The organism is Nostoc sp., from assembly GCF_036918245.1.
Lineage (GTDB): Bacteria > Cyanobacteriota > Cyanobacteriia > Cyanobacteriales > Nostocaceae > Nostoc.
In genome coordinates, this window is the sequence record NZ_JBALEF010000067.1 from 1 (window position 1) to 24,860 (window position 24,860).

17 protein-coding genes, 1 tRNA gene and 1 CRISPR repeat array are annotated in these 24,860 nt (G+C 43.0%); of the genes, 11 read left to right on the top strand and 7 right to left on the bottom strand.

What is annotated here, in order from left to right; translation table 11 throughout:
- The 5 genes from V7L12_RS18255 to V7L12_RS18275 form a co-directional block, all read left to right on the top strand.
- The coding region (locus tag V7L12_RS18255) for a hypothetical protein (protein ID WP_335086312.1) at window positions 1-184 on the top strand (184 nt) is incomplete at its 5' end.
- A gap of 3 nt (window positions 185-187) precedes the next feature.
- A complete protein-coding gene (locus tag V7L12_RS18260; RefSeq protein WP_335086313.1) occupies window positions 188-1,042 on the top strand; it encodes an ATP-binding protein in 855 nt (284 codons plus the stop codon).
- Window positions 1,035-1,547 carry a hypothetical protein gene (locus tag V7L12_RS18265; RefSeq protein WP_335086315.1) on the top strand — a complete coding sequence of 171 codons (513 nt, stop codon included), beginning with the start codon at window positions 1,035-1,037 and terminating at the stop codon, window positions 1,545-1,547. Before V7L12_RS18260 ends, V7L12_RS18265 begins: the two co-directional genes overlap by 8 nt.
- A 124-nt stretch (window positions 1,548-1,671) precedes the next feature.
- Complete coding sequence (locus V7L12_RS18270; protein ID WP_335086317.1) at window positions 1,672-2,307, top strand: hypothetical protein; 636 nt, start codon at window positions 1,672-1,674, stop codon at window positions 2,305-2,307.
- Complete coding sequence (locus tag V7L12_RS18275; protein ID WP_335086319.1) at window positions 2,308-6,006, top strand: hypothetical protein; 3,699 nt, start codon at window positions 2,308-2,310, stop codon at window positions 6,004-6,006.
- A 369-nt stretch (window positions 6,007-6,375) separates the two neighbouring features.
- On the opposite strand, the gene V7L12_RS18280 is transcribed toward V7L12_RS18275, so the two are convergent.
- Window positions 6,376-6,678 carry a hypothetical protein gene (locus tag V7L12_RS18280; RefSeq protein WP_335086321.1) on the bottom strand — a complete coding sequence of 101 codons (303 nt, stop codon included), beginning with the start codon at window positions 6,676-6,678 and terminating at the stop codon, window positions 6,376-6,378.
- A gap of 236 nt (window positions 6,679-6,914) precedes the next feature.
- Here V7L12_RS18280 and V7L12_RS18285 point away from each other — a divergent pair, with 236 nt between their 5' ends.
- On the top strand, window positions 6,915-7,172 hold the full coding sequence (locus V7L12_RS18285) for a helix-turn-helix domain-containing protein (protein WP_335086323.1): 258 nt from the start codon (window positions 6,915-6,917) through the stop codon (window positions 7,170-7,172).
- Between the two features lie 200 nt (window positions 7,173-7,372).
- On the opposite strand, the gene hsdR is transcribed toward V7L12_RS18285, so the two are convergent.
- The 3 genes from hsdR to V7L12_RS18300 form a co-directional block, all read right to left on the bottom strand.
- Entirely contained in the window at window positions 7,373-9,751 is a 2,379-nt protein-coding gene (gene hsdR / locus V7L12_RS18290; RefSeq protein ID WP_335086325.1) for an EcoAI/FtnUII family type I restriction enzme subunit R, read from the bottom strand.
- A 231-nt stretch (window positions 9,752-9,982) separates the two neighbouring features.
- Entirely contained in the window at window positions 9,983-11,104 is a 1,122-nt protein-coding gene (locus V7L12_RS18295) for an ATP-binding protein (RefSeq protein WP_335086326.1), read from the bottom strand.
- 391 nt (window positions 11,105-11,495) lie between these two features.
- Window positions 11,496-11,651, bottom strand: coding sequence for a hypothetical protein (locus V7L12_RS18300; RefSeq protein ID WP_335086328.1), 156 nt, complete (start codon window positions 11,649-11,651; stop codon window positions 11,496-11,498).
- A 162-nt stretch (window positions 11,652-11,813) separates the two neighbouring features.
- On the opposite strand from V7L12_RS18300, the gene cas12k reads away from it, so the two are divergent.
- Window positions 11,814-13,892 carry a type V CRISPR-associated protein Cas12k gene (gene cas12k / locus V7L12_RS18305; RefSeq protein WP_335086330.1) on the top strand — a complete coding sequence of 693 codons (2,079 nt, stop codon included), beginning with the start codon at window positions 11,814-11,816 and terminating at the stop codon, window positions 13,890-13,892.
- A 501-nt stretch (window positions 13,893-14,393) separates the two neighbouring features.
- Window positions 14,394-14,932: direct repeats of the CRISPR family, unit length 37 nt; unit sequence GTTTCAACAACCATCCCGGCTAGGGGTGGGTTGAAAG.
- Window positions 14,933-15,221: 289 nt separating this feature from the next.
- Here the strand turns inward: cas12k and V7L12_RS18310 are convergent.
- Window positions 15,222-15,295: transfer RNA gene (locus V7L12_RS18310), tRNA-Pro, on the bottom strand.
- A 139-nt stretch (window positions 15,296-15,434) separates the two neighbouring features.
- On the opposite strand from V7L12_RS18310, the gene lipA reads away from it, so the two are divergent.
- From lipA to V7L12_RS18330, 4 genes are all read left to right on the top strand, one after another.
- Window positions 15,435-16,319 (top strand): lipoyl synthase, encoded by an 885-nt coding sequence (lipA, locus tag V7L12_RS18315; protein ID WP_335086332.1) that lies wholly within the window; start codon window positions 15,435-15,437, stop codon window positions 16,317-16,319.
- A gap of 24 nt (window positions 16,320-16,343) precedes the next feature.
- Window positions 16,344-17,276: an NAD(P)H-dependent glycerol-3-phosphate dehydrogenase gene (locus V7L12_RS18320; RefSeq protein ID WP_335086340.1), complete on the top strand. Its 933-nt coding sequence runs from the start codon at window positions 16,344-16,346 to the stop codon at window positions 17,274-17,276.
- Between the two features lie 699 nt (window positions 17,277-17,975).
- Window positions 17,976-19,226 carry an RNA polymerase sigma factor SigC gene (gene sigC, locus V7L12_RS18325; RefSeq protein WP_335086334.1) on the top strand — a complete coding sequence of 417 codons (1,251 nt, stop codon included), beginning with the start codon at window positions 17,976-17,978 and terminating at the stop codon, window positions 19,224-19,226.
- 418 nt (window positions 19,227-19,644) lie between these two features.
- Entirely contained in the window at window positions 19,645-20,100 is a 456-nt protein-coding gene (locus V7L12_RS18330; protein WP_292844215.1) for a Fur family transcriptional regulator, read from the top strand.
- Window positions 20,101-20,231: 131 nt separating this feature from the next.
- Here V7L12_RS18330 and V7L12_RS18335 read toward each other — a convergent pair whose 3' ends face one another.
- Together V7L12_RS18335 and cobN are read right to left on the bottom strand one after the other, a co-directional pair.
- Window positions 20,232-21,362 (bottom strand): peptidoglycan-binding domain-containing protein, encoded by a 1,131-nt coding sequence (locus V7L12_RS18335; RefSeq protein WP_335086336.1) that lies wholly within the window; start codon window positions 21,360-21,362, stop codon window positions 20,232-20,234.
- A gap of 9 nt (window positions 21,363-21,371) precedes the next feature.
- Window positions 21,372-24,860, bottom strand: a 3,489-nt coding sequence (gene cobN, locus V7L12_RS18340; protein ID WP_335086338.1) for a cobaltochelatase subunit CobN, incomplete at its 5' end; no start/stop codon positions are given.

Genomic DNA, 24,860 nt, shown 5'->3' on the forward strand with positions numbered 1-24,860 from the left:
TAATGTTTCTTCAAAGAAAGATGACAAACTGGAACTCTTGCCACAGAGAGTTTCAAGGGAAGAACTAGAGCCTCAGAAAACAGAACTGCAACCAGAACTATCTGGTCAAGTTGACACTCAAGAGCAGGAGAGACACAAGCTGCTTGTCCCTAACCGTAAACAACATTTGAAAAAGATTTGGTAATTTATGGCGCAATCGCAACTTGCAACCCAATCCTTTGTTGAAGTCCTAGCCCCAAAGTTAGACCTGAATGATCAAATTGCTAAAACTATTGATATTGAGGAATTTTTCAGAAGTTGTTTTATCACAACTGATCGGGCTTCGGAATGCTTCAGATGGTTAGATGAACTGCGTCTCCTCAAACAATGTGGTCGAATCATTGGCCCAAGAGATGTTGGTAAAAGTCGGGCATCGCTTCACTATCGAGATGAGGATAAAAAACGAGTTTCCTATGTAAAAGCTTGGTCAGCATCCAGTTCTAAACGTCTATTTTCACAAATACTAAAGGATATTAACCATGCCGCACCAACAGGTAAGCGACAAGATTTACGTCCAAGATTAGCTGGTAGTCTGGAGCTATTTGGGCTAGAAATTGTGATTATTGATAATGCTGAAAATCTTCAAAAAGAGGCGTTTTTAGACTTAAAGCAACTTTTTGAAGAATCTAATATTCCTATTGTCTTAGTTGGAGGTAAGGAATTAGACGATATCTTGCAAGATTGTGATTTATTGACAGTTTTTCCAACACTGTATGAGTTTGAACGTCTGGAATATGAGGATTTTAAGAAGACATTAAGTACAATTGAATTGGATATTCTATCTCTTCGAGAAGCGTCTAATTTAGCTGAAGGGACTATATTTGATATTTTAGCACTTAGTACAAGTGCGCGAATGGGGCTTCTAGTAAAGATACTTACTAAGGCAGTTTTACATTCTCTAAAAAATGGATTTAGCAGAGTTGATGAAAGCATTTTAGAAAAAATTGCTAGTCGTTATGGCAGAAAATACGTTCCCCTCGAAAACAAGAAGAGGAATGAATGAAGATGATGAAATTCTTCCAAAACTAGGCTATGTTGAACCATACGAAGGAGAGAGCATTAGTCATTATTTGGGGCGTTTGCGTCGATTGAAGGCTAACAGCTTGCCTTCAGGATACTCTTTAGGAAAAATTGCTGGTCTTGGTGCTGTTACGGGACGTTGGGAAAAACTGTACTTTAACCCATTTCCTACTCGACAAGAGTTAGAGGCTTTGGCATCTCTGGTAGGAGTTAATGCAGATAGATTAGCGGAGATGCTACCGCCCAATGGGGTGACGATGAAGCCTAGACCAATTCGGTTATGTGCTGCTTGTTATGCAGAAGTACCTTGTCACAGCATTGAGTGGCAGTATAAGGATAAACTTAAATGCGATCACCACCAGTTGGGTTTTTTAACCAAATGTACTAATTGCGAAACACCTTTCCCAATTCCCTCAGATTGGGTAAAAGGTGAATGCCCTCATTGTTCTCTGCCTTTTGCAAAGATGGCAAAACGTCAAAAGATTTAATGTCTAAGAAAAATATATGTCTATGAAACAAATATAGTAGTATTTGTCGCCCAGACACGGCAGAATTCTAGAGATAAAATTGCAATAAAGTAAAATTCGTCTTGAAAACAAGGTTTAGGGAAAATTGGATTGGTCTAGCTTCAATCTTCATGGCGATGCTCCTCAACGTGCTTTTGAGTCTCTAACAGGAATAATTTTCGAGCGATGGTGTGACCGTGAATATCCTTCACAGGTTAGGCAGGTGATATTTGTTAATGGCGCTGGAGGAGATGGCGGCGTTGAAGCGTATGCTCGGTTGAATAATGGGGATATCATTGGATTACAGGCAAAATGGTTTAGAGAACCGCTTGAATCTTCTCAAATTAGTCAGATTAAAGGTTCACTTAGCACAGCTGCGACTCAAAGGAGTGGGTTAGTAAGATACGTAGTTGTGGTTCCTCGTGACTTGAGTGATGTCAGAAGAATTGGTAAAAACGGACAAAGAGTTGACACTGAACGCGATCGCTGGAATAAATTCATAAATTCTGCTAAGACAACTCATCCAGGGCTCACTGTTGATTTGTGGGATGAAACTCGGATTGCTTCTCTACTAGCCGAACTGGGCAGTGAAGGATTGCGTCGCTATTGGTTTGAAGGCTCAGTTACTGACCTAGAGTACATTGGTATGAAGTTCAACCAAGCTCAAAATGGTTGGCTGAGTAACCGATATACCCCTGATTTACATCAATCTGGCCAAATAGAGCAGGATTTGAAGATTTGATTGAATGGCCCTGGCATTTATCCTGGGTGGCTACAAGGCGTTAAGCAAATGCGTAATCTTCTAGAAGATGCACACATTGCAACAAATCGCCTGAGACGCTACCCAGAATTTATGGAGCAAGCAGATGCAGAAAATCTGATTCAAGCTGCCCAAAGTTGGTTAACGGAAGCGATCGCAGAGCAGGTAAAGTTAGAAAATTGTCTTTGTCCAGGTAATTCATTCCCAGTTACCGATTTTGGGACTGAATGTGATCCTATTGGTTCTGTGGGTTTGCAGAATTTAATTAACGTACTTCTGCCTGAAGAAAAAAAGGTCTCACGAGAAAACGCAGTTGAACCCATTGGTGAACAACTACAGAAGTTGCTTGAACGTTGGTACGAGCGAGAAATTACCCCTCGAAAATTGCGCGATTGGGGGCAGCTAGTCATATATATTGGTGATCCTGGTGTCGGGAAAACTCATGCTTTGGCAGAAGCAGTACGACAACACCTAGCCCAGAAAAAACCTGCTGTGTTAATTAGAGCTAGAGATGTTGATTTAGCACAAAGTTGGGAGTCACTACTGGCAAACGCAATTGGTCAGCCTGGGTGGAATCTACGGCAAGTTCTTGATGCTCTTGAATCGGCAGCAATTCAATCTGAAGTTCGTTCCGTTGCCAACGCTGTTGATATATCAGAACGTTTGCCAGTTCGAGTGTTGATTGCAGTAGATGGTTTAGATGAGACAACTAGAGCAGAACGTTGGGCAGAGAAACTTGGGGAACTAGCTGTAGTAGCTCAACAATATCCAAGAATCTTATTTGCATTCTCAGTTCGGCCAAGTTTGGTTCGGCGAATTTCTCTACCGAGAAATATTGATTGGATTTGGTTGAGAGGTTCTGACGCACCACTTGCGTATGTTTTTAAAGCACATTGTCAAATTAATGGCATTCAATGTCCACCTCTTCTGCGGTGGGCGTTGCGAACCCCACTAGCAATTCGCCTTTTTGCTGAATTCTATCGAGGACAAATAATTGACAACATTTCGGAACAAAATTTTTCCTTAGTCGAATTAATTAAGCGGAAAATTAAGAATGCGGAACTTTCTATCAGGGAGCGTGAAGGTGAAGACTGGCCTAGAGATATAAAACCAGTTAGTACCTCTCTTTGTGCGATCGCAAAAGCCAGCTTTGCAAAAGGAGCAGCATTGCTAGAAGAGGAGGCAATGCAAGTGGTTGAGTCAACACAGTCACCAAAAGGTGTTTTGACTCGTTCACAACTGTTGCAGATTCTTCACCAATGCCGCGATCAAGGGCTACTGCTGCTCAGAAGTCTGCCTGCTGATGATCCTTTTGAGCCAGAAGTCCACACTTGGGAGCCAGCATACGAAACTTTGACAGATTTTCTGTTGGCCCGGGAAGCATATCAAAATGTTAAAGAATCGCCCAATAGCCCTGATATGCCAATATATCTGGTGGATAGGCCAGCATCTATCACATTAGCAGTCTATCTCCTGGGAAGGGATGGCTATAATTTCTTTACTTCAGAATTGTGGAAAAACAACTTAACGGGTCAGGGTCGAGAAGATGTTCAACTAATGGCACTTTCGATGATGCCTTCTCAGCAAGTAGAAGCATATCGAGAATGGGTGCTGAACCTGTTTAGCCGAAATATGCCAACCTGCCGCAGAGTTTTAGAACTCCTGATAGTTCCTGGGCTAAGAATTCCTGGCTATATTTACGGTGCAAAATTTGTCCATGATGCTCTTTTGCCTATGCCAGTGGCAGAGAGAGACTTATTTTGGTCTGGACCACATCAAATACCCCATAATCATGGAGGAAAATGGGAAGGTTATGCCTCTGCGGTGTTGGAGGAACTGGAATTAGATGAAGATGATCCTTGGGATTCAGCACCTTTGCTTTTAGCATGGGCAACTACCACTGTTAATAACAATAACCGAAGACGAATTCGGTTGGCTCTTGCAGCTTGGAGTCATAACAAACCAATTGAACTTCTAGCACTTCTAGAAACTGCCTTTCTCACAAATGACCCTCAAATGAGAGAGGATCTATTGGTAGCTGCTTATGGTGCTTCTTGCCTTATCCGACCTAACGAAACATGGCTACTGTTATGTGAATGGATAATTAATAGCTTTTTTACTCCCGATCCACTGTATCCCACACATAACTTAATTATCAGGCACTGCGCTCTTAGTCTAGTTGAGAGGTGTCTAGCTTGTGATGTTTTAATCTCAGGAGAACTTCTGATACATCTTCGCCAGCAGTATATAGACGCAGATGTAGTACCTTCACTTGATAGACAATGTTTTAGCCGTATCCATGAACATTATGGTATTGAGCCAGTGACTCGTGATCTTGCTTGGTATGTCATACCAAAAGCAATAAAACCGTTCTTTAAAAAGAACGATAATCATCTGTTTTCTCCGTCTGCTCAAACCTTCCTAGAGCAATATGCCAAAGCCTATAATTTTCTAGAACTAGATCCTGAACGCTTTGGTTTTGCTTTTGTTCGAGCTTATGTTTTAAATATGGGTTGGGCTAAAGATGTTTTCATTGGAGATCCTCAAGGTGGTAAGCCTGGTGAGATTTTGGGGGCTGATATTGCTATTTTGCGCCAAAATCGTATGGCAAGATACGGAGAACAAAGTCCAATCGCTACTTTCGGAGAAAAGTATCTTTGGGCTGCTACGCACGAACTCGCTGGCTTCTTGGCTGCCCGCGTCAGTGAATACGATTGGAACAACAAACGCCATAAACCTCTGGTCAATCTGGGGCTTTTGGCTGAAGTAAATAACCCAGCATCTGATATTGGTTACGGTCAGTTAGATTCTGATTTAGTTTTAGAATTTTCAGAGCTTATTCCAGATGTTGACTTAACTGAACCACTTCAAATTGATCGAGTCAATGAGTGGGTACAGAAAGCTCCTTTACCACCAATTGAGCCATTGCTTTTGCCTGAATTAAGTCAATTTCCAGAATGGGCGCAAGACCATGAATGGTTGGTATTGAAAGCGTGTGTTAATAGATGCCATGTGGATAGTCAAGCTGAATCCACCTTCTGGGCATCCAGTTTTGCGTTCCCGTTGTTCGCATCTTCTCATTTAACGGAAAGTGTGTGTGATGAAATAACATGGAACTTACATGATTTTAGAGCGATTGTAGATGCGACGAAAACCTACCAAGATCCATGTGAAGTAGTTTGGGCCCCCTGGATTCGAGAAGCAGAAGGAATTATCCATCCTGTGGTACATAATTCAGCCGGAGAAACCAAAACGATTCCCTTGCTGGCAGGAACTTGTAAAATTGATTGGCGCAGCCCAAATGGTGATGCAGAAAAGTGGTTGCCAGCAAAGTGGCTGAGAAGGATATTGGGTATTGTGGATTTTCATGCAGGCCTATTTTTGAATGCAAATGGGGAAATCCTAGCCTTTACTATAGAACAAGCTGGTGAAAGTTGGGAGAGGCATCAGTGCGATATTCTTGTTGCTCGGCGTGATGTAGTCATTGATGCCTTAAGACTAAGGAATTTGGCTTTGGCTTGGGGAATTAGGCTATATCGTGAGCCATCTTACCCGCTTAATATACTGTCAGACGAGAAAAGAATGTATCGAGATTGGTGTGCCACTGTGTTTTATACAGGTGATGGTTTGAAGACTGTTACCTCTCAGGATTTGACTCATTGCTGGGGAGAAGATGTTTAAAATTTTAGGCAAATCTCTTCATCGCTATATTATTGACTTGCTCGGTTTCCTTTATCTACAAGTTCGGTTATTGCCTATGTAAACTCAAAGCTGATTTCGCTAAAATCAGAGTTATAAAATTAAGTCTTTACAGTCATCCGGTAGGTCACGGGTTCGAGTCCCGTCAGTTCCATAACAAGGGGCTGTAGCTCAGTTGGTAGAGCAACCGACTGTCATCAGTAAGAGGTCAGGAATCTCTACATTCTGACCTTTTGCTGTTTTTATTTGTGCGGAGCTTGAACATTAGAGATGCGATCGCACTGCCACTCATAAATAAAAAAGAGACGGGTACGAACCACGTCTCCAGGCGATGGGAAAATTTTTTAAGGGTTATGCTACATCTGCAACCAGCAAGCCATTAACAGCTATGATGATTAACTGTGCTTGCAAAGGAGTATCAAAACAGGGTCTTTCATCTCTATTACAAGGCTGCGCTATCCATTTACCCTCCAGATTTTGATAAAAAGTACCTAACAATTGTGAACCGTTCCAAACTCGATAAAGTTCTCCAAAATCATCGTTTATGGAATCAATTTCTATTTCTGGGGGTGCTTGGTCTGTTAGTTGGTCAACGTAGCCCTCTAACTCTGATTGAGCCAAGGCTTGGTTATCAAACTCTTCTTGTACAATCATCTAAGTAACCTCATCAATGGGGTTTTACAAAAGGCGATGTCTACGACGGGCTACGCCTACGCAGACTCTTCCCGGAGAGCGATCGCTTTTGTCTATCAATTAATCTACGTGACGTGTAGATTTGCGTTAAGTGTAGATTTATAAAACTTAGAATGTTATAAATCTACTTGTAATTTAATATACTGACAAGTAGAGAAATCTACATCTAACAGCCACTAAACTGGGGATGTAGTGATATGCCTATGGATAAAGTGATTCGTTGGAAATTAAATGAAGTGATGGCGCGAAAGCGGTTGAGGAACAAGGATTTAGCTGCGGCGTTAGGAATTACTGAAAATTCGGTATACAGGCTGCGTAAGGTTGACGAAATGCCACGATTAGCCCCAGAAAGGTTAAATGGCATTTGTATGGCGTTAGATTGTCAACCTGGAGACCTTTTGGAATATATACCTGATGATGGCAAAGTTAGTTCTATTGTTAATGTAGTTTCGTAGAGTCTATGTTGTTATATCACTAAGTATCCAACTGCGAAGAACTGAAAAGATAGAATATAAGGAGTAAGTTTTAATTTATACATACAAATTAATAGCTTTGAAGTATTTTGATTTGATAGGCGATCGCCATTTTTAGCCATGATTATGTAGCTGTAAGCTAATCGTCTAACTGGGGTGCTTAATTTTAGCTATCTGCCCAATTAAGCTGCTCTGTCCTGAGAATATAAATACTGCTGAAATCCGATAAATACTTGACTGATAGTTGCAACGCTTCCTAGTTCTTCAACAGCATCACGAACGGTATGATATTTCAACTCTAACAGTTGAGGTAATTTAGTGCGATCGAGTTCCCCCACCCCAGCTTTGATGTATTGTTCGAGTATAAAGTCGAGAAATTCTTGCTGTTTGCCGATATAGCGCGAGAAAATTAATGATTTGTGAGCGAGGACACGCTCTCGGCGGCTTATAGGTGGTGAGGCATAGGCGATATAAGCCAGCACATCATATAAATCGCTTTTCTCAGCATCAATCAAGCGACTAATTTCTGTGAGTTGTTCTTCTCCGTAGCCCTTCTCTGCCAGTCCTTCTAATAAAGCTTTACGGGTGTCAGGGCGACTCCAGATTGCTCTTAATTCGTCTTCATCTGTGAATAGTTCGGGAATTTCACCAAAGAGACGTTGCACAAATTCTGCGGCGCTCATAGGTTTACCGTCTGGACTCCAGAAGGTAGTAGATATTCGGTGCTGGAGAGTGCGTTCTTTACCATCAGCGAGTTTGATTTTGATGGTTTTGGGGTTGGGAATTTCTGTAATTTCGTTTCTATTTTTGCCTCTATTGATACCACTATCTGTTGTAGAGTCGTTGTATGCGCCTGATTTCTCTCCCCCTCTGGCGATTTTGACGAGAACAGGTTCCTGGGGTTCGCCATCCCATTCAGGATCGTTGAAGTGTTCGTAGGCTTTGACGAAATCATAAATAGTGAAGTAGTCTTTCCCTTCAAAGAGGCGAGTACCGCGACCGATTATTTGCTTAAATTCAATCATCGAGTTGATGGGGCGCATCAGCACAATGTTACGAACATTCCGAGCATCAACCCCAGTGGAAAGCTTTTGGGAGGTGGTGAGAATGGTGGGGATAGTTTTCTCATTGTCTTGAAAGTTGCTGAGGTGCTGTTCGCCGAGTTTCCCATCATCTGCGGTGACGCGAACACAGTAATTAGGGTCACTGCTAATCTTCATTTGGTTGATTAAATCCCGCACAGCTAGAGCGTGGGGTTGGTTGGCGCAAAATACCAGAGTTTTTTGATTCTGGTCGATTTCTTCCATGAACAGTTGTACCCGGTAGCGTTCGCGATCAGCAATTTCAATGATGCGGTTGAAGTCGGTTTCAGTGTAGGTTCTAGCTTCGTCTACTGCACCTTCTATCAGTTCATCTTCAGTGCTGTAAATATATTCATCTAGGTTAGTTTCGATTTGCCTGACTTTAAAGGGAGTAAGAAACCCATCGTTAATGCCGTCTTTGAGGGCGTAGGTATAGACTGGCTCGCCGAAGTAGGCGTAGGTGTCTGCGTTGTTGGCACGTTTGGGGGTGGCGGTGAGTCCCAGTTGTACGGCTGGGGAGAAGTATTCTAAAATCCCCCGCCAGGTGCTTTCGTCACTAGCTCCGCCTCGGTGACATTCATCAATGATGATGAAGTCAAAGAAGTCGGGGGGATAGTCGCTGAATTTGGGCGTAGGATTGCCAGCGTCGTCCCGTCCGGTCATAAAAGTCTGGAAAATTGTAAAAAAGATACTGCCATTTTTGGGGACTCGACCCCGTTTTTTGATAGCTTCGGGGTCGATGCGGACGAGGGCATCGTCGGGGAAGGCAGAGAATGAGTTATAGGCTTGGTTGGCTAAAATATTGCGATCGCTTAAAAACAAAATTCGCGGACGGCGGGTGGGTTGTCGGCTGAGATTCCAACGGCTTTGAAAGAGTTTCCAGGCAAGTTGGAAGGCGATGAAGGTTTTACCTGTGCCAGTTGCCATCGTTAACAAAATCCGGTTTTGTCCTTGGCAGATTGCTTCTAGGACGTGCTTAATGGCATTGTGTTGATAATAACGGGCTTCCCATGTGCCGCTTTTGTCTTCAAAGGGGATGGCAGCAAAGCGTTCACGAAGTGTCTCTGAAAGAGAATCGCGCCATTGATTATCTTCGCTAAAGGTGGCTGACCACAGTTGATCCGGGGTGGGATATTGGTTGATGTAGCCTTCTGCCCCTGTGTGCATATCTACTTGGTAGATACCGATGCCGTTTGTAGAGTAGGCGAATCGAGTCTGCAATTTTTCGGCGTATTTTTTGGCTTGTCCTAAACCTTCGGTATCTGGTAAGTCGCGTTTTTTAGCTTCGATGACGGCGAGTTTTTCACCACGATAAACCAGCACATAATCGGCGATGTCTGACTGAGCGCGTTTACCATTGCCAACTAAGCGACCAGGGGCAATAACTTCGCGGCGGATGCGACTATCTTCAATAACTCCCCAGCCTGCGGTTTTTAGTGCGGGGTCAATTAGTTCGGCACGGGTTTCGGCTTCGTTCATATTTCGCTCATCTCGATTTGCGATAAAACACTTTTTTGTTGATTCTGCAAGGGTTTGAGGATTTAAGAGTAACTCATCTCGATTTGCGATAAAACACTTTTTTGTTTGTTCTGCCAGGGTTTCAGAATTTGAGAGTTACTTGTCTCGGTTTGCGTTAAAACACTTTTTTGTTGGTTCTGCAAGGGTTTTAGGGTTTGAGAGTTACTCATCTCGGTTTGTGTTAAAACACTTTTATGCCCAAAAAGGGAGATAGCGAGCATAGCGGGTAGAGGTTGATTCGGATTCGTCAGCCTTGATCAAGCCAGCTTCTTTGGTAGCTTTTATAATCAGAGAAACGGTTGCTACTTGCGAGTCACTCAGACGGAACCGCTCCCGTAGGGTTTGGTTAGACATTCGTTGATTGCTAACATACAGCAGACAGCAATGCTGATAGCAGGCTCGAATTCGGTCTGTTTTGCTCATGCCGGCGAAATCTTGATGGGCAAACAGCACTGCTGTAGTGCGTGTGTCACCTACTCGAAAATCTGGTGCGGGTAGTTGAAAATCTTCTGCTGCGCTTACAACTTTGTCAATGCCACTGCCTTTTTCTTCACATATACCTAAACGTCGCATTATATCTGCGAGTTGTTCGTTACGGGAGCGATTTTCATCAATAAATCGCTCCACCTTAATAGGCGGAATGCCGGGATTAGATATCTCAATGCGATCGCTATACATCTCGATCATCACTGAAGTACCTGTTGCTAGAAAATCCTGATGCACCAAAGCATTAGCAATAAGTTCTCGTAAAGCCTGTTTTGGGAACATCTTTACTTCTTCTCGCACAACTTCTTCGATAAAGCGATTTTGCGGTGCTGCTGAGTAAACAAAATCTACTAATCTGCCAAAGCCAACGGCATATCCTCGGTTGCCTGTGTTGTCGTCACGAGTTTTTAGCTTATTGATACCTTCATATATAACAACACGAGGTGCTTTACGAGCCAATGCAGGGGAAAAAGCATCCAGTTTTTTTGCCAAAAGGATAGCGGCTATGTTGCTGATTGTCCAACCCTGTGCTGTCTGTTTGATTAAATCTTGGCTCTGCAATCGTTCTAGGACAGCATCGCGGCTAGTCGGATAGGGGATTTTTAGCAGTTCAAAGTAGGTTTGGGTATCTAGAAGGGCGATTACATCGTCAGGACTTGCGTCACATCGAGCGGGTTGGGAAAACCAATCTTGTTGGTCTTCTGCAAAAATCCGCTTCAGCATATCAGGAGTCATTGGTCGCAGTTCTTCACCAACTCTCATCAGGTAGGCTCCCTCATAGTCCAATGCACGACCTACGGGACGGGTAGGCACTTCAAAAACTAGCACTCGACCATTTCAGCAGCCAAGAGGTTTGCTCCGTGTAATCTAACTCTGTAGTACAACCCGCCTCTTTCCATAGAACATCATCAATATTTTTAAAAGTTTGCTCGAACATTTAGCTTTACTGGGGGATTTTTAATATTAATAGCTTGGCTGATAATTTTGCACCTACAAGGTGAAATGAGCGGATGATTCAGTGCTACGCCACGGTCAAAAATATTACATAGTTAATGCAATCTAAAACTCCTAAGCCTAGATTGAACTTATCGATTGATGTAGGTGTAAACCTCGCTTTCTCACAAAAGCTGACAAAGCAGTAACCAACAAAAATTTACGATATATATTATACAAACACTCTAGTATTTTTGACCATAACCCTTTAACTCCCCTGTGACTCTCAACCAGGAGGGGAATCTTTTTTTTTCAACCAATCTCTAATCGCCTCCTCCAAAGCCGCAGTCTGGGTCAATTCCAGACGCGCACAGGCAATTTCAAAAGCGATTTTTAAGTCTTTAGGGAGTCTACCCCGAACTTCTCTAGTTTCTTCTGCCATCCTAATTTGAAGCCAAAGCTTGCGGCTTTCATTCTTGCACAGCCTCTCAGTAAAAAAACATTTGCGGCATTGCGCTATTACGGTATTGCGCTATAGTACTGAAAGTAAAAAAACAATTAACAATCCTGTCAGTGTTACCGAATCTACAAAGCTGAGGAAACCATGAGCGTTATTACAATTCAATGTCGTTTGATTGCTAAAGAAGACACTCTCTGTCAACTGTGGGAACTGATGGCGGAAAAAAATACACCACTAATCAATGAATTATTAGAACAAGTAGGACAACATCCTGACTTCGATAAATGGCTAAAACAAGGTGAAGTATCTGAAGAGGCGATCGAGACGATAAAAAAATCTCTCATAACTCAAGAGCGTTTTGCTGGTCAACCAGGTCGTTTCTACACATCAGCAGTTACTTTAGTCAAGGAAGTCTACAAATCTTGGTTTGCGTTACAACAGCAACGACAACGCAAAATAGAAGGAAAAGAACGTTGGCTAAAGATGCTGAAAAGTGATACACAATTGCAGCAAGAAAGCCAATGTAGCTTGGATATCATTCGCAACAAAGCTAACGAAATTTTGAATTCATTTGTGACAAAATTCACTCAGCAAATAAAACAGGCATCAAAAATTAAAAAAGGCAAAAAGAAAGAAAAAGCTGAAGATTCGACACTATTTAATGCATTATTTGACCTTTACGATAAAACAGAAGACTGTCTATCTAAATGCGCTATTACTTATTTACTCAAAAATGACTGTCAGGTTAGCGAAATTGATGAAGAACAGGTTGAATATGCTCAACGCCGTCGGCGAAAAGAAATAGAAATTGAACGATTGAGGGAGCAACTCAAAAGTCGAAAACCGAAAGGAAGAGACTTAACAGGAGAAAAATGGTTAACAACTTTAGAAGAGGCAACTAATCAAGTACCCCTGGATGAATTTGAGGCAAAATCTTGGCAAGCCAGTCTGTTAAAATTAACTAGCAATATACCGTATCCTGTTGATTACGAAACCAATACAGACTTAGATTGGTTGATACATTCTCCTGATGATGAAATTAAGATAAAAATAATCTTAGTTTGGCAGGTATCTTTTTTCAATCATTTAATAGAATCCCGTTTATACAGTTTAATTAAATATCTTTATTTTCAAATGGGATGCTTACCTAGAAGAGATGTGAATTGGTTGAACCTGAAAAACAAACCAGGTCGTATTTTGGTTAAATTTAATGGCTTGAAGAAAAATATCAGTAATCCGGAATTTTATATTTGTTGTGATTCTCGCCAGCGTCATTATTTTCAACGCTTCTGCCAGGATTGGCAAGTTTGGGATGATAACAACGAAACCTATTCTTCTGGCTTACTTTTTCTTCGTTCTGCACGTTTACTCTGGCAAGAAAGAAAAGGTACAGGCGCACCTTGGAAGGTTAACCGCTTGATTCTTCAATGCTCTATAGAGACACGCTTGTGGACAGAAGAGGAAACAGAACCGGTTCGCACTGAAAAAATCGGTCAAGCTGAGAAAACCATCCGTAACATGGAACAAAAAGGTGACCTCACTCAACAACAGCTATCTCGTCTACAAGGTAAGCGAACTGAGAGGCAAAGACTTAACAACCCCTTTCCTGGTCGTCCCAGTAAACCTCTGTATCAAGGTAAATCTAATATTATTGTTGGTGTTAGTTTTGGACTGGATAAACCTGCAATGGTCGCTGTGGTAGATGCTGCCAACAAGAAAGTTTTGGCATATCGCAGCACTAAACAACTACTTGGAAAAAATTACAATCTTCTCAACCGCCAGCGACAACAACAGCAACGCCTATCTCATGAACGTCACAAAGCTCAGAAACGAAATGCACCCAATTCTTTTGGGGAATCTGAATTAGGTCAATATGTAGATAGATTATTAGCTGATGCAATTATTGCGATCGCCAAAACCTATCAAGCAGACAGCATAGTTATCCCAAAACTCCGCGATATGCGTGAGCAAATCAGTAGTGAAATCCAATCCAGAGCAGAGAAGAAATGTCCTGGTTACAAGGAAGCTCAACACAAATACGCCAAAGAATACCGTATGAGCGTTCATCGCTGGAGTTACGGCCGATTAATTGAGAGTATTAAATCCCAAGCTGCAAAAGCCGGAATTTCCACTAAAATTGGTACACAGCCAATTAAAGCCAGTTCACAAGAAAAAGCGCGAGATTTAGCCGTCTTTGCATATCAAGAACGTCAAGTTGCTTAAATTTAATTCACTAATCCGAACCTTGAAAATATAATATTGTTATAATAGCGCCGCAGTTCATGCTCTTTTGAGCCAATGTTCTGTGTAAAATCTGGGTTAGTTTGGCAGTTGTCAGACTGTCATGCTTTCTGACCCTGGTAGCTGCCCGCTTCTGATGCTGCCATCTGTAGAATTCTATAGATGGGATAGGTGCGCTCCCAGCAATAAGAAGTAAGGCTTTTAGCCGTAGCCGTTATTCATAACGGTGTGGATTACTACAGTGGTGGCTACTGAATCACCCCCTTCGTCGGGGGAACCCTCCAAATATTTTTTTGGCGTGTCAAAGCGGGGGCAAAATCCCTGGAGTCCCGCCAAAACTTTAAAACCCTTATCCAGTCTTGACTTAAGAAACTAGTATGTCAATGCATTTAGTTTTTTAATTTTCAGTTCGAGACTTTTTAAGCACACCTGCCAAATTATGTGTATGGAAAGCTTTTATAGCAAGGGTTCTAGACGGGTCGAGTTTCAACAACCATCCCGGCTAGGGGTGGGTTGAAAGCTTATGGTACAAAGCAATCAACGAATACTTTTGCGTTTCAACAACCATCCCGGCTAGGGGTGGGTTGAAAGAATTTTAGGAAAGGCTTTTGTCTTCCCCTCACTGATGTTTCAACAACCATCCCGGCTAGGGGTGGGTTGAAAGATTGAGAAATTAATTACAGAAATCGATGCTGCCAGGTTTCAACAACCATCCCGGCTAGGGGTGGGTTGAAAGGCAATTGATTGAGGCTGACTGTGAAGCGGCCAGGGAGTTTCAACAACCATCCCGGCTAGGGGTGGGTTGAAAGTCGTATGAGAGTGAAAAACTATCAATTATGTATGTTTCAACAACCATCCCGGCTAGGGGTGGGTTGAAAGTACCGGAGTTGAAAATAGCGAATTAACAGCAAGCGGTTTCAACAACCATCCCGGCTAGGGGTGGGTTGAAAAAAGTCGCCAAAACAACCTTGACCCACAACTTAGGGTTTCAACAACCATCCCGGTTAAGGGTGGGTTGAAAGTTTTCTCCACTTGTATTTATTGTTTTGCTAATTGCTGTTTTTGTTATACTTTCATAGATATATTTTTAAATAGGAGGGTTGAAAGGCGCACTTCGTTCGGGAGCCTTATGATCTTTGGAATTATATTTAGAAACGTAGTGAAGTCAACTCCAATTAATCAGAATAGCGACATTAATTTGCGAAAACTTAGCATACTTAAATTGCCTATAAGAAACAGAAAAATCGACATGAATGTGCAAACAACGACACGAGTTTGCGAATCGCGACATTTAATTTGCGAATGTACAAATCGGGATGACTGGATTCGAACCAGCGGCCCCTTCGTCCCGAACGAAGTGCGCTACCAAGCTGCGCCACATCCCGCCATAAAAATGGCATTGTAAATTAACAATATCACAACCTGTGCCAAATAGCAGAATTACATCTATATAATATGATCGCTTCATCAAAGACTTTGCTTGCTAGGATTGAGTTTGTATAACTCTAGTGGTAAAAGCGGATTGTGACTGTAAAACCAGACTGGTTGCGGGTGAAAGCACCTGGACGTGAGCGCATTGGTAACGTTAAAGAAATTTTGCGGGATTTAGCCCTCAATACAGTTTGCGAGGAAGCGTCCTGTCCGAATATTGGTGAATGCTTCAACGCTGGAACTGCCACGTTTTTGATTATGGGCCCGGCTTGTACACGCGCTTGTCCCTACTGCGATATTGATTTTGAGAAAAAACCTAAACCACTAGACCCCACGGAACCTACACGATTGGCCCAAGCTGTTCGCCGCATGAACCTTAATCATGTAGTAATCACTTCTGTAAACCGAGATGACTTGCTTGATGGTGGTGCATCTCAGTTTACGGCATGTATTGATGCAGTTAACTGTGTTTCACCCAACACCACAATTGAGGTGCTAATTCCTGACTTATGCGGTAATTGGAATGCTCTGGAGTTAATTCTACAAGCTGCGCCAGAGGTATTAAACCACAATACTGAAACTGTTCCACGCCTATATCGCCGGGTACGTCCCCAAGGAAACTACGATCGCACATTAGAATTATTGCAACGCACTCGTCAACTTTCTCCTAGCACATACACTAAATCCGGCATCATGGTTGGACTTGGTGAAACTGATACCGAAATTCGTCAAGTCATGCAAGACTTACGAACTGTGGATTGCGACATTTTGACCATTGGGCAATATCTCCAACCCAGTCAAAAACACTTGCAGGTAAACGAATTTGTCAATCCAGAACAATTTGCTGACTGGAAGGCATTCGGTGAAGAAATTGGATTTTTACAAGTTGTTTCTTCACCATTGACAAGAAGCTCATACCATGCTGAACAAATTAGGGAATTGATGAAACGTTACCCACGCTCAAAAGTTAGGAGTTAGGAATTAGGAATTATGAGTGAGCAGATGTACTCCAACACAAAACTTTCCGTTGCAATTCTTGGTGCAGGTGCTTGGGGTGCATCTCTGGCAAATCTGGCTGCTGCAAATGGTCATCAGGTGCGCGTGTGGTCGCGTCAAGGTTCCCAAATCCAAGCAGTTTTAAAAGATGTCCAAATAGTCCTGTCCGCTATCTCGATGATTGGTGTGAGAGATGTTGCTTCCCAAGTTGAGTCTTTCCCCCTTTCTCCAGAGACAATTTTTGTGACAGCGACGAAAGGCTTAGACCCTCAAACCACCTGCACGCCTTCACAAATTTGGCAAACAGTATTCCCTAACCATGCTGTGGTTGTTTTGTCTGGGCCTAATTTATCAAAAGAAATTCAAATGGAATTACCAGCAGCCACGGTGGTAGCCAGTAATATTCCCACGGCTGCGGAAGTAGTACAGTTAGTATTTTCTTCTCATCGTTTCCGGGTATATACCAATCCCGACCCCTTGGGGGTAGAACTAGGGGGAACACTGAAAAATGTGATTGCGATCGCAGCTGGTGTGTGCGATGGTTTACAACTGGGAACCAATGCTAAAGCTGCTTTAGTCACCCGTGGACTTACAGAAATGGTTCGCATCGGCAACAACTGGGGCGCAAAGACGGAAACATTTTATGGTTTATCAGGTCTAGGAGATTTGTTAGCAACGTGCAACAGTCCCTTAAGTCGCAATTACCAAGTCGGCTATCAGCTAGCTGGTGGTAAGTCACTCACAGAAACTCTCGCAAATTTACAAGGAACTGCTGAAGGAGTCAACACTTGTCGAGTTTTGATGCAACGAGCCAAGCAACAAAACATCCCAGTCCCAATTACCGAGCAAGTTTATCGATTGCTTCAAGGCGAAATCACACCCGGACAAGCACTTGATGAACTGATGTTGCGAGATATCAAGCCAGAGTACAACTACTAGTTAGTAGTCTGTCAAGTCAACTATGCTGCGTAAATAAGTTTGTAGTAAAGACTTTAGTCCTTTTCTTAAGCACTGAAGTGCTTACTACATACCAGGCTTTCGGTAGCTTGATGGACTACTAGTAGTCTGTCAAATTGAAATTGGCAGGTTAAAGCTGACATACAAGAGGATGCGGGGACACAGAGAGAGGATTTGATAATTTATCCGCATCTTCTATCTCCGTGTCGAGAGATTTTTTGCCGTTAATGCTAATCACTTCCCCGATATCTATTAGTTCTACTTATACCTGAATAATCCTGAGAAAAAATTGCTAAATCGTCAGGATATTACTTTTTAGCCATGTAAATGTGACTATGCCAATTATAAAGATGACATTCACTGAAGGATGTTTATACTGTGTTACAAAAGTTACTATCAAAAAACCATCAAGTTGAAATATTAACTAAGTAGTTGAAATATTGAAAACCTAGCTGTGGATTTAAATAGCTATTGGTTGAATCAAAAGTTTAGCAGCCGATTAAGTTCAGTAATACTGTATCCAATAAAACCCTTACAGTTAATTTTTAAAAAAATTGTAAGGGAACGTTCAACCATGTTAGTTCATCGTTAATCGCGGGAACAATAGCAACAGTTGAATAGCTGACCGTAATCTAAGCTGACCGAAATCTATTGTTACCTGGAGCCATTGAGACTATCTTTATGCCAGCAACATCTTTTTATGCAGACGCCCCCTACAACACCAAAAAGTCTAGCCAGGCTTTGGACTCGGATCTCACGGTTGATGACAGTGAGTTATCGGTAGATGATTTACAGGAGCTAGAGATGGCTTCTGTTGACAATACTAACTTTGCTGCTAGCACTAACCGTCGGAGTACAGACCTAGTACGTCTATATCTTCAAGAAATTGGTCGGGTTCGCTTGTTGGGGCGTGATGAAGAGGTTTCAGAAGCTCAAAAAGTCCAACGCTACTTGCGGATGCGGATAGTACTTGCTAACGCTGCCAAACAAGGGGATGAAGTGATTACGCCCTATCTTCGGTTAATTGAAGTTCAAGAACGTCTTACTTCCGAACTGGGACATCGGCCGTCTTTGGAAAGATGGGCTGCCACTGCTGATATAGTTTTATCCGATCTTAGGCCGACTTTGGCAGATGGCAAACGTCGCTGGGCTGAAATCGCCAAGTTGACTGTAGAAGAGTTGGAGCAAGTTCAGTCCCAAGGACTCCAAGCAAAAGAACACATGATTAAGGCGAATCTTCGCTTAGTTGTGTCTGTTGCTAAGAAGTATCAAAATCGTGGTTTGGAATTGTTGGATTTAGTCCAAGAAGGTACATTAGGTTTGGAGCGGGCTGTAGAAAAATTTGACCCAACTAAGGGTTATCGCTTCAGTACCTATGCTTACTGGTGGATTCGTCAGGGTATTACACGGGCGATCGCTACTTCTAGTCGCACGATTCGCCTACCGGTTCATATTACCGAAAAGTTAAACAAAATCAAAAAGGCCCAACGCAAAATTGCTCAAGAAAAAGGTCGCACTCCAACTCTAGAAGATTTAGCAACAGAGTTAGAGATGACACCTACTCAAGTACGAGAAGTTTTGTTGCGGGTTCCTCGTTCCGTTTCTTTGGAAACCAAAGTAGGAAAAGATAAAGACACTGAATTAGGCGAATTACTCGAAACTGACAGTGTAACTCCAGAAGAGATGTTAATGCGAGAATCTTTACAAAGAGATTTGCATCATCTTCTGTCAGATTTGACTAGCCGGGAGCGCGATGTAATTCTGATGCGGTTTGGTTTGGCAGATGGTCATCCTTATTCTTTAGCAGAAATTGGCCGCGCTCTTGACTTATCGCGCGAACGAGTCCGCCAAATTGAATCTAAGGCTTTGCAAAAGCTACGTCAACCCAAGCGCCGCAACCTTATCCGCGACTATTTGGAGTCTCTAAGTTAGTCATTTGTCATTAGTCATTTGTCATTAGAAAACTACACTTGACAAATGACTAGGGACAAAAGGCTGATTTGATCCCCAGGTCAAAAGTCTCTTAGAAGCTTATAGCAAATATTTGTATTTAATTGTACAAGAGTTTCCCTAAACCTTTGCTCAGATATCTTAAAGGTGGGGATAAACTCAGCAATTCAAAATTCACTCATTCAAAATTCAAAATCAAGGCATGTAATCGTTACAAACATCCTAACTATTAGCTGTATGCAAATTAAATGCACTACAGCTTATTACTTGAATTTTGAGCAGGATTTTATAAATTGTTCTTAAGTATTTAGTAAATATTGTCAATAAGCAATGATTGTTGCAAATTGCTCAAAAGATTTGTTATATTCTCAATTAACGATATTTGTTGAGAAATATTAGTATGACTGTCTACACAACTACTTCACTTAAGGCAGAATTGAACGACCGAGGCTGGCGATTAACTCCCCAGCGCGAAACAATTTTACACATTTTTCAAGAACTTCCGCAAGGTGAACATCTGAGTGCGGAGGATCTTTATCATCGGCTAGAAACTGATGGTGAAGGGATCAGTCTGTCAACTATTTATCGGACTTTGAAGTTGATGGCAAGGATGGGAATTTTACGAGAACTAGAATTGGGTGAGGGACATAAGCATTATGAAATCAACCAGCCCTATCCCCACCATCACCATCACTTAATTTGTGTTAGATGCAACTCAACTATTGAGTTTAAAAATGACTCAATTTTAAAAATTGGGTCAAAAACCGCTCAAAAAGAAGGTTTTCACCTACTCGACTGTCAAATGACCATCCATGCAGTGTGTCCCAAGTGCCAACGGGCGCTGATGCCGCTTTAGCTCTTGGGTGAATAAATAAGACGAAACTACTCAAATTAACCAAAAAAATGGAATCTGAGCAGTTCGTAATTTGCTGTTACTAGAGGCAAGCAACCAGTTGGGAACTGATACTAACGACACCAAAGCAGATGTTAAAAGCGTCCGCTCTTAAGATCCTTGAGGCTAATGCCGTAGAATTCTTGGGCTTGTTTAATCGCTTTTTTGGTGTCATCTGCCATCACACCATTCAGCTTGCCTTTATAAAAACCCCGCTCCCGTAGTCGCGTTTGAATTTCTAAGGTATTAAATTCGCTTTTGCTAGCGGTATTAACTGAACTATATAACTTAGCTCGTGTAGTTGGGCCCGCAACACCACTTGCTGTCAAGAAATTAGCTGCCTGAAATCGGCGTACAGCATCGGCAGTATAGGGGCCATAGTAGCCATTTGGCTCTCCCTCTAAATATCCTGCCTGGATCAATTGTTCTTGAACAATTCTAACTGGCTCACCGCGATCGCCTACACGAAGTTTGTCTCGATTGACTACCTTTTTGGGAGCCTCTTCTCCATCACCGATGCCAACTCCCGGCAATTTACTCAATGTTGCTGGGCCAGCAATTCCATCAACGCTTAATTTGTAAGAATCTTGGAACCGCTTCACAGATTCTTCGGTAATTGGGCCAAATATGCCTGTGGCGTTTCCGTAATAAAAGCCTGCGACTCTTAACCGTTCTTGCAAAGCTCTGACATCTTCACCTTCATCCCCCTTCGCCAGGTAGTTGGGATTGCGGCGCTTGCTGGTGGCTGAACTAGTAGTGCTGGGCTTTTTGGCTTGTGCGCTTACAGCAGTGGTTCTTTTAGCTTGTGTAGCCACAGTTGTGGACTTTTTCGCTTGCCAACTTTCTAATTTTTGCAGGGTGCTTGCTCCAACAACGCCGTCCACTGGTAAACCAGCAGCCTTTTGGAAACGCTGCACAGCTTCTTGTGTGGATACGTCATATACTTGGGTAACAGAAGCTTGGTAAAAACCTGCTGTTTTTAACTTTTGTTGTAGATTTCTGACAGAAGGGCCTTGATCGCCTTTTTCTAGTGCCATGACGCTGCTGACAGCGCCAAGAATAGATAAAGACAGAGCAAGGGGCAACATATACTTCCAAGCCCTACCTGAAAGCCTTTTCCAGTCTGGTGCAGCTGCGTCCTTAAACAAAGAACTTAGGGAGACCAATTCACTGGGTGTGCTGTCTTCGTAGGCGAAAGCTAGGTGCAAATACGCAAGATTCTCCATATTTCTTTCCTACACCATTGATTTTTCTTCGATAACTGCTTCAGCTTGATGTACTAGGTTCCTCAAAGCTTCTAATGTTCCTATATTTACATCCTCCCACAAATTGCGCTTGTGTGCTTCTAATAATTTTTCAGCAATATCACGCAGAGCATAAGGGTTCTTTTGCTGAATAAATTCTACAACAACTGGATCGAGTAAATAAGCTTCCACTATGCCTTGATACATGTAATCTTCGACACATTTAGCTGTTGCATCGTAGGCGAATAGGTAATCTACCGTCGCCGCCATTTCAAAGGCTCCTTTGTAACCGTGGCGCATTACTCCTGCAATCCACTTGGGATTAACTACGCGAGAACGATACACTCGTGCAATTTCTGCTTTCAGTTGACGAACGCGTGGTTGGGCGGGTATAGAATTATCACCAAAATAAGTTTGGGGATTTTTTCCCTGTAGAGAACGCACCGCCGCTGTTAAGCCACCCTGAAATTGGTAATAATCATCAGAATCGAGTAGATCGTGTTCGCGGTTGTCTTGATTGTGCAGGACAATTTGCATTTGTGCCAAACGTTGCTCGAAGGCTTCGGTATTGGGCACTGGTGACTGGGGATTAGGAAGAATTTCTACCCCTCCGCTCTCCTGCCCCTCTGCACCTCTGCTCCCCTGCTCCCCTGCCAAGTTTCCCGAAGAATAGGCGTAAGAACTCCAGTTAATGTAGGCGCGGGCTAAATCTTGGTCGTCTGTCCAGTTTTGCGATTCGATTAAACCTTGGAGTCCGGCGCCGTAAGCACCTGGACGAGAACCAAAGATGCGATAACGCGATCGCACCACAGCTGCTTCTAAAGTTAATCCTTGGCTTGTCCACAAATCAGTTTCTTGGCGAACTGCATCCGCTAGGGGATTTTGTTCTGGCGGTTCATCCAAGTCTGCTACTGCTGACACTGCTTGATCGAATAAATCAATTAAGTTGGGAAAAGCATCCCGGAAGAATCCCGAAATTCGCAAGGTGACATCTACACGGGGACGCCCCAAAATCGCTAGGGGCAAAATTTCAAAATCCACTACTCGCCGTGCTGCACCATCCCACACAGGTTGGACTCCGAGTAAAGCCAAGGCTTCAGCAATATCATCACCGCCTGTTCTCATGGTGGCTGTGCCCCACATTGATAAGCCTAGTGTTTTGGGATATTCACCATGCTCTTGAGTGTAATATTCAACCAGGGTTTCAGCAGCTTTTCTCCCGATATCCCAAGCTGTCTCTGTGGGAATAGCGCGAATATCGACAGAATAAAAGTTTTTCCCTGTTGGGAGAACTTCTGGGCGGCCGCGCGTAGGTGCGCCAGATGCAGCGCTGGGGACATATCCGCCATCGAGTCCGTGTAATAAGTGGGTGATTTCTTCGTGGGTTTGTTGTAAAGCGGGAAGCAGGCGATCGCGTATCCAGTTAAGCGTAGTGCTGAGTGGGGAGGGGGGAGAGACGCGATGAATCGCGTCTGTACAAGAGTTTTGATTTATTAGTTTTTCTACTAAAAGGGCGGCGTGTTCTTCTAGGACTTCGACGATATCGCCGAGGGTACGGCATTCTGTGCCATTGACTATTGAGTATTCACCACTAGTCATTGACAAATCTGCTGTGAGAGGATCGAAGTCTAGTCCCCAATCTTGAGCTATGGCACGGGTAATACCTGAAGAATGGCGATTGGGTATGCGAGCGATCGCTACTATTAAGTCTCGGAGTTGCCGTCCTTGAGGACATTGCCCAAAAATGTGCAACCCATCGCGGATTTGGGCTTCTTTTAATTCACAAAGATAGCCACCGATAGAATTCAAAATTAAAGATTCAGAATTAAAAATTTCTGTTTCATTTTGGATTCCTAAATCTAGATGGAGATTTTCTTTGATTACCAGTTCGTGGATGCGATCGCGAATCACTGGTAAACGCGAAGGATCTAAACTGTCGGCTTCATAATACTCATCAATTAAATTTTCTAATTGTTGCAAAGAACCGTAGAGTTCCGCACGAGTCATCGGCGGCGTAAGATGATCTATAATCACCGCTTGAGCGCGACGTTTGGCTTGGGAACCTTCGCCAGGGTCATTGACAATAAACGGGTAGAGATGGGGAAGTGCGCCAAAAGCCACTTCTGGATAACAATTGCTGGATAAAGCCACACTTTTACCCGGTAGCCATTCTAGATTTCCGTGTTTTCCCACATGAACTACAGCATCAGCACCAAAAGTTTCTCTGACCCAATAGTAGAAAGCTAAATAAGCATGAGTTGGTTCTAAATCCGGTGCATGATAATTCAAACTGGGGTCATTATCATAACCCCTTGCTGGCTGAATTCCCACGAAAATGTTGCCGAGTTGAATTCCGGGAACGGGGAAAGAGGCAGAGGGGAAGAATTCTTGATTGCTCTCCTGCTCCTCTGCTCCTCTGCTCCCCTGCTCAAAACTACCCCACCTTTCACTAATACCTTGCTGCACTGCTGGCGGTAATAAAGCGAAATATTCTTGATACTCTTCCCAAGAAACACTTTGGTGTACCGGAAGCCATTCTTGACCTTCCGGATCGTTAGTTACGCCAGCTGTCAGCCGTTGAATCAACTCATCTCCTTGAGCAGGTGGATTTTCTACTTCATAACCAGCCAGATGTAGAGCTTGCAGGATTTCTACACAACTAGCTGGGGTGTCGAGTCCCACACCATTGGCGAGGCGGCCATTGCGGTTGGGGTAGTTTGCCAGAATTAAGGCAATTCGCCGTTCTTGGGGTGGTTTAGAACGCAGACGCGCCCAATTTGCTGCTAGTTTAGCAACGAACTCGATGCGATCGCTCACTGGTTCATAAATTACCACATCTGTCTCTAAATGGGGATTACGAGTTTGCAATGCTTTAAAAGACACAGCACGAGTAATAATCCGCCCATCTACTTCTGGTAGCGCCACATTCATCCCAATATCGCGGGGAGAAAGCCCTTGAAACTGCGATTCCCACTGCTCAATTGACCCGCCACTGAGGATTACCTGCAACACAGGCACATCTAATTTTTGCCACAGTTCGGTTTGGGGTGTTTCGCTTTCCAAGCGTGCTAGAGAAAAACTGGTGGTATTTAGCAGCACAGCGATTGATTCAGCTTCTTTGGGTTGGAAAAATTCACTCAACTCAACTTGCACATCTGGTTCACGCAATGAAGAAACAAACACTGGCACTGGTTGTAAATTTTTCTGTACCAAAGCTTCGCATAAGGCATCAATTACTTTAGTGTTTCCTGCTAAATAATGAGCGCGGTAGAAAAGGATGCCGATTTTGGGCATGGGGCATGGGGCATGGGGCATTGGGTATTGGAAGCTTTGAGGTTCTGAAGTGGATGAACGGAGTTCTGAGGTGGATTCATCCAGTTCAAAGGTGGATGAACGGAGTTCTGAGGTGGATTCATCCAGTTCAAAGGTGGATGAACGGAGTTCTGAGGTGGATTCATCCAGTTCAAAGGTGGATGAACG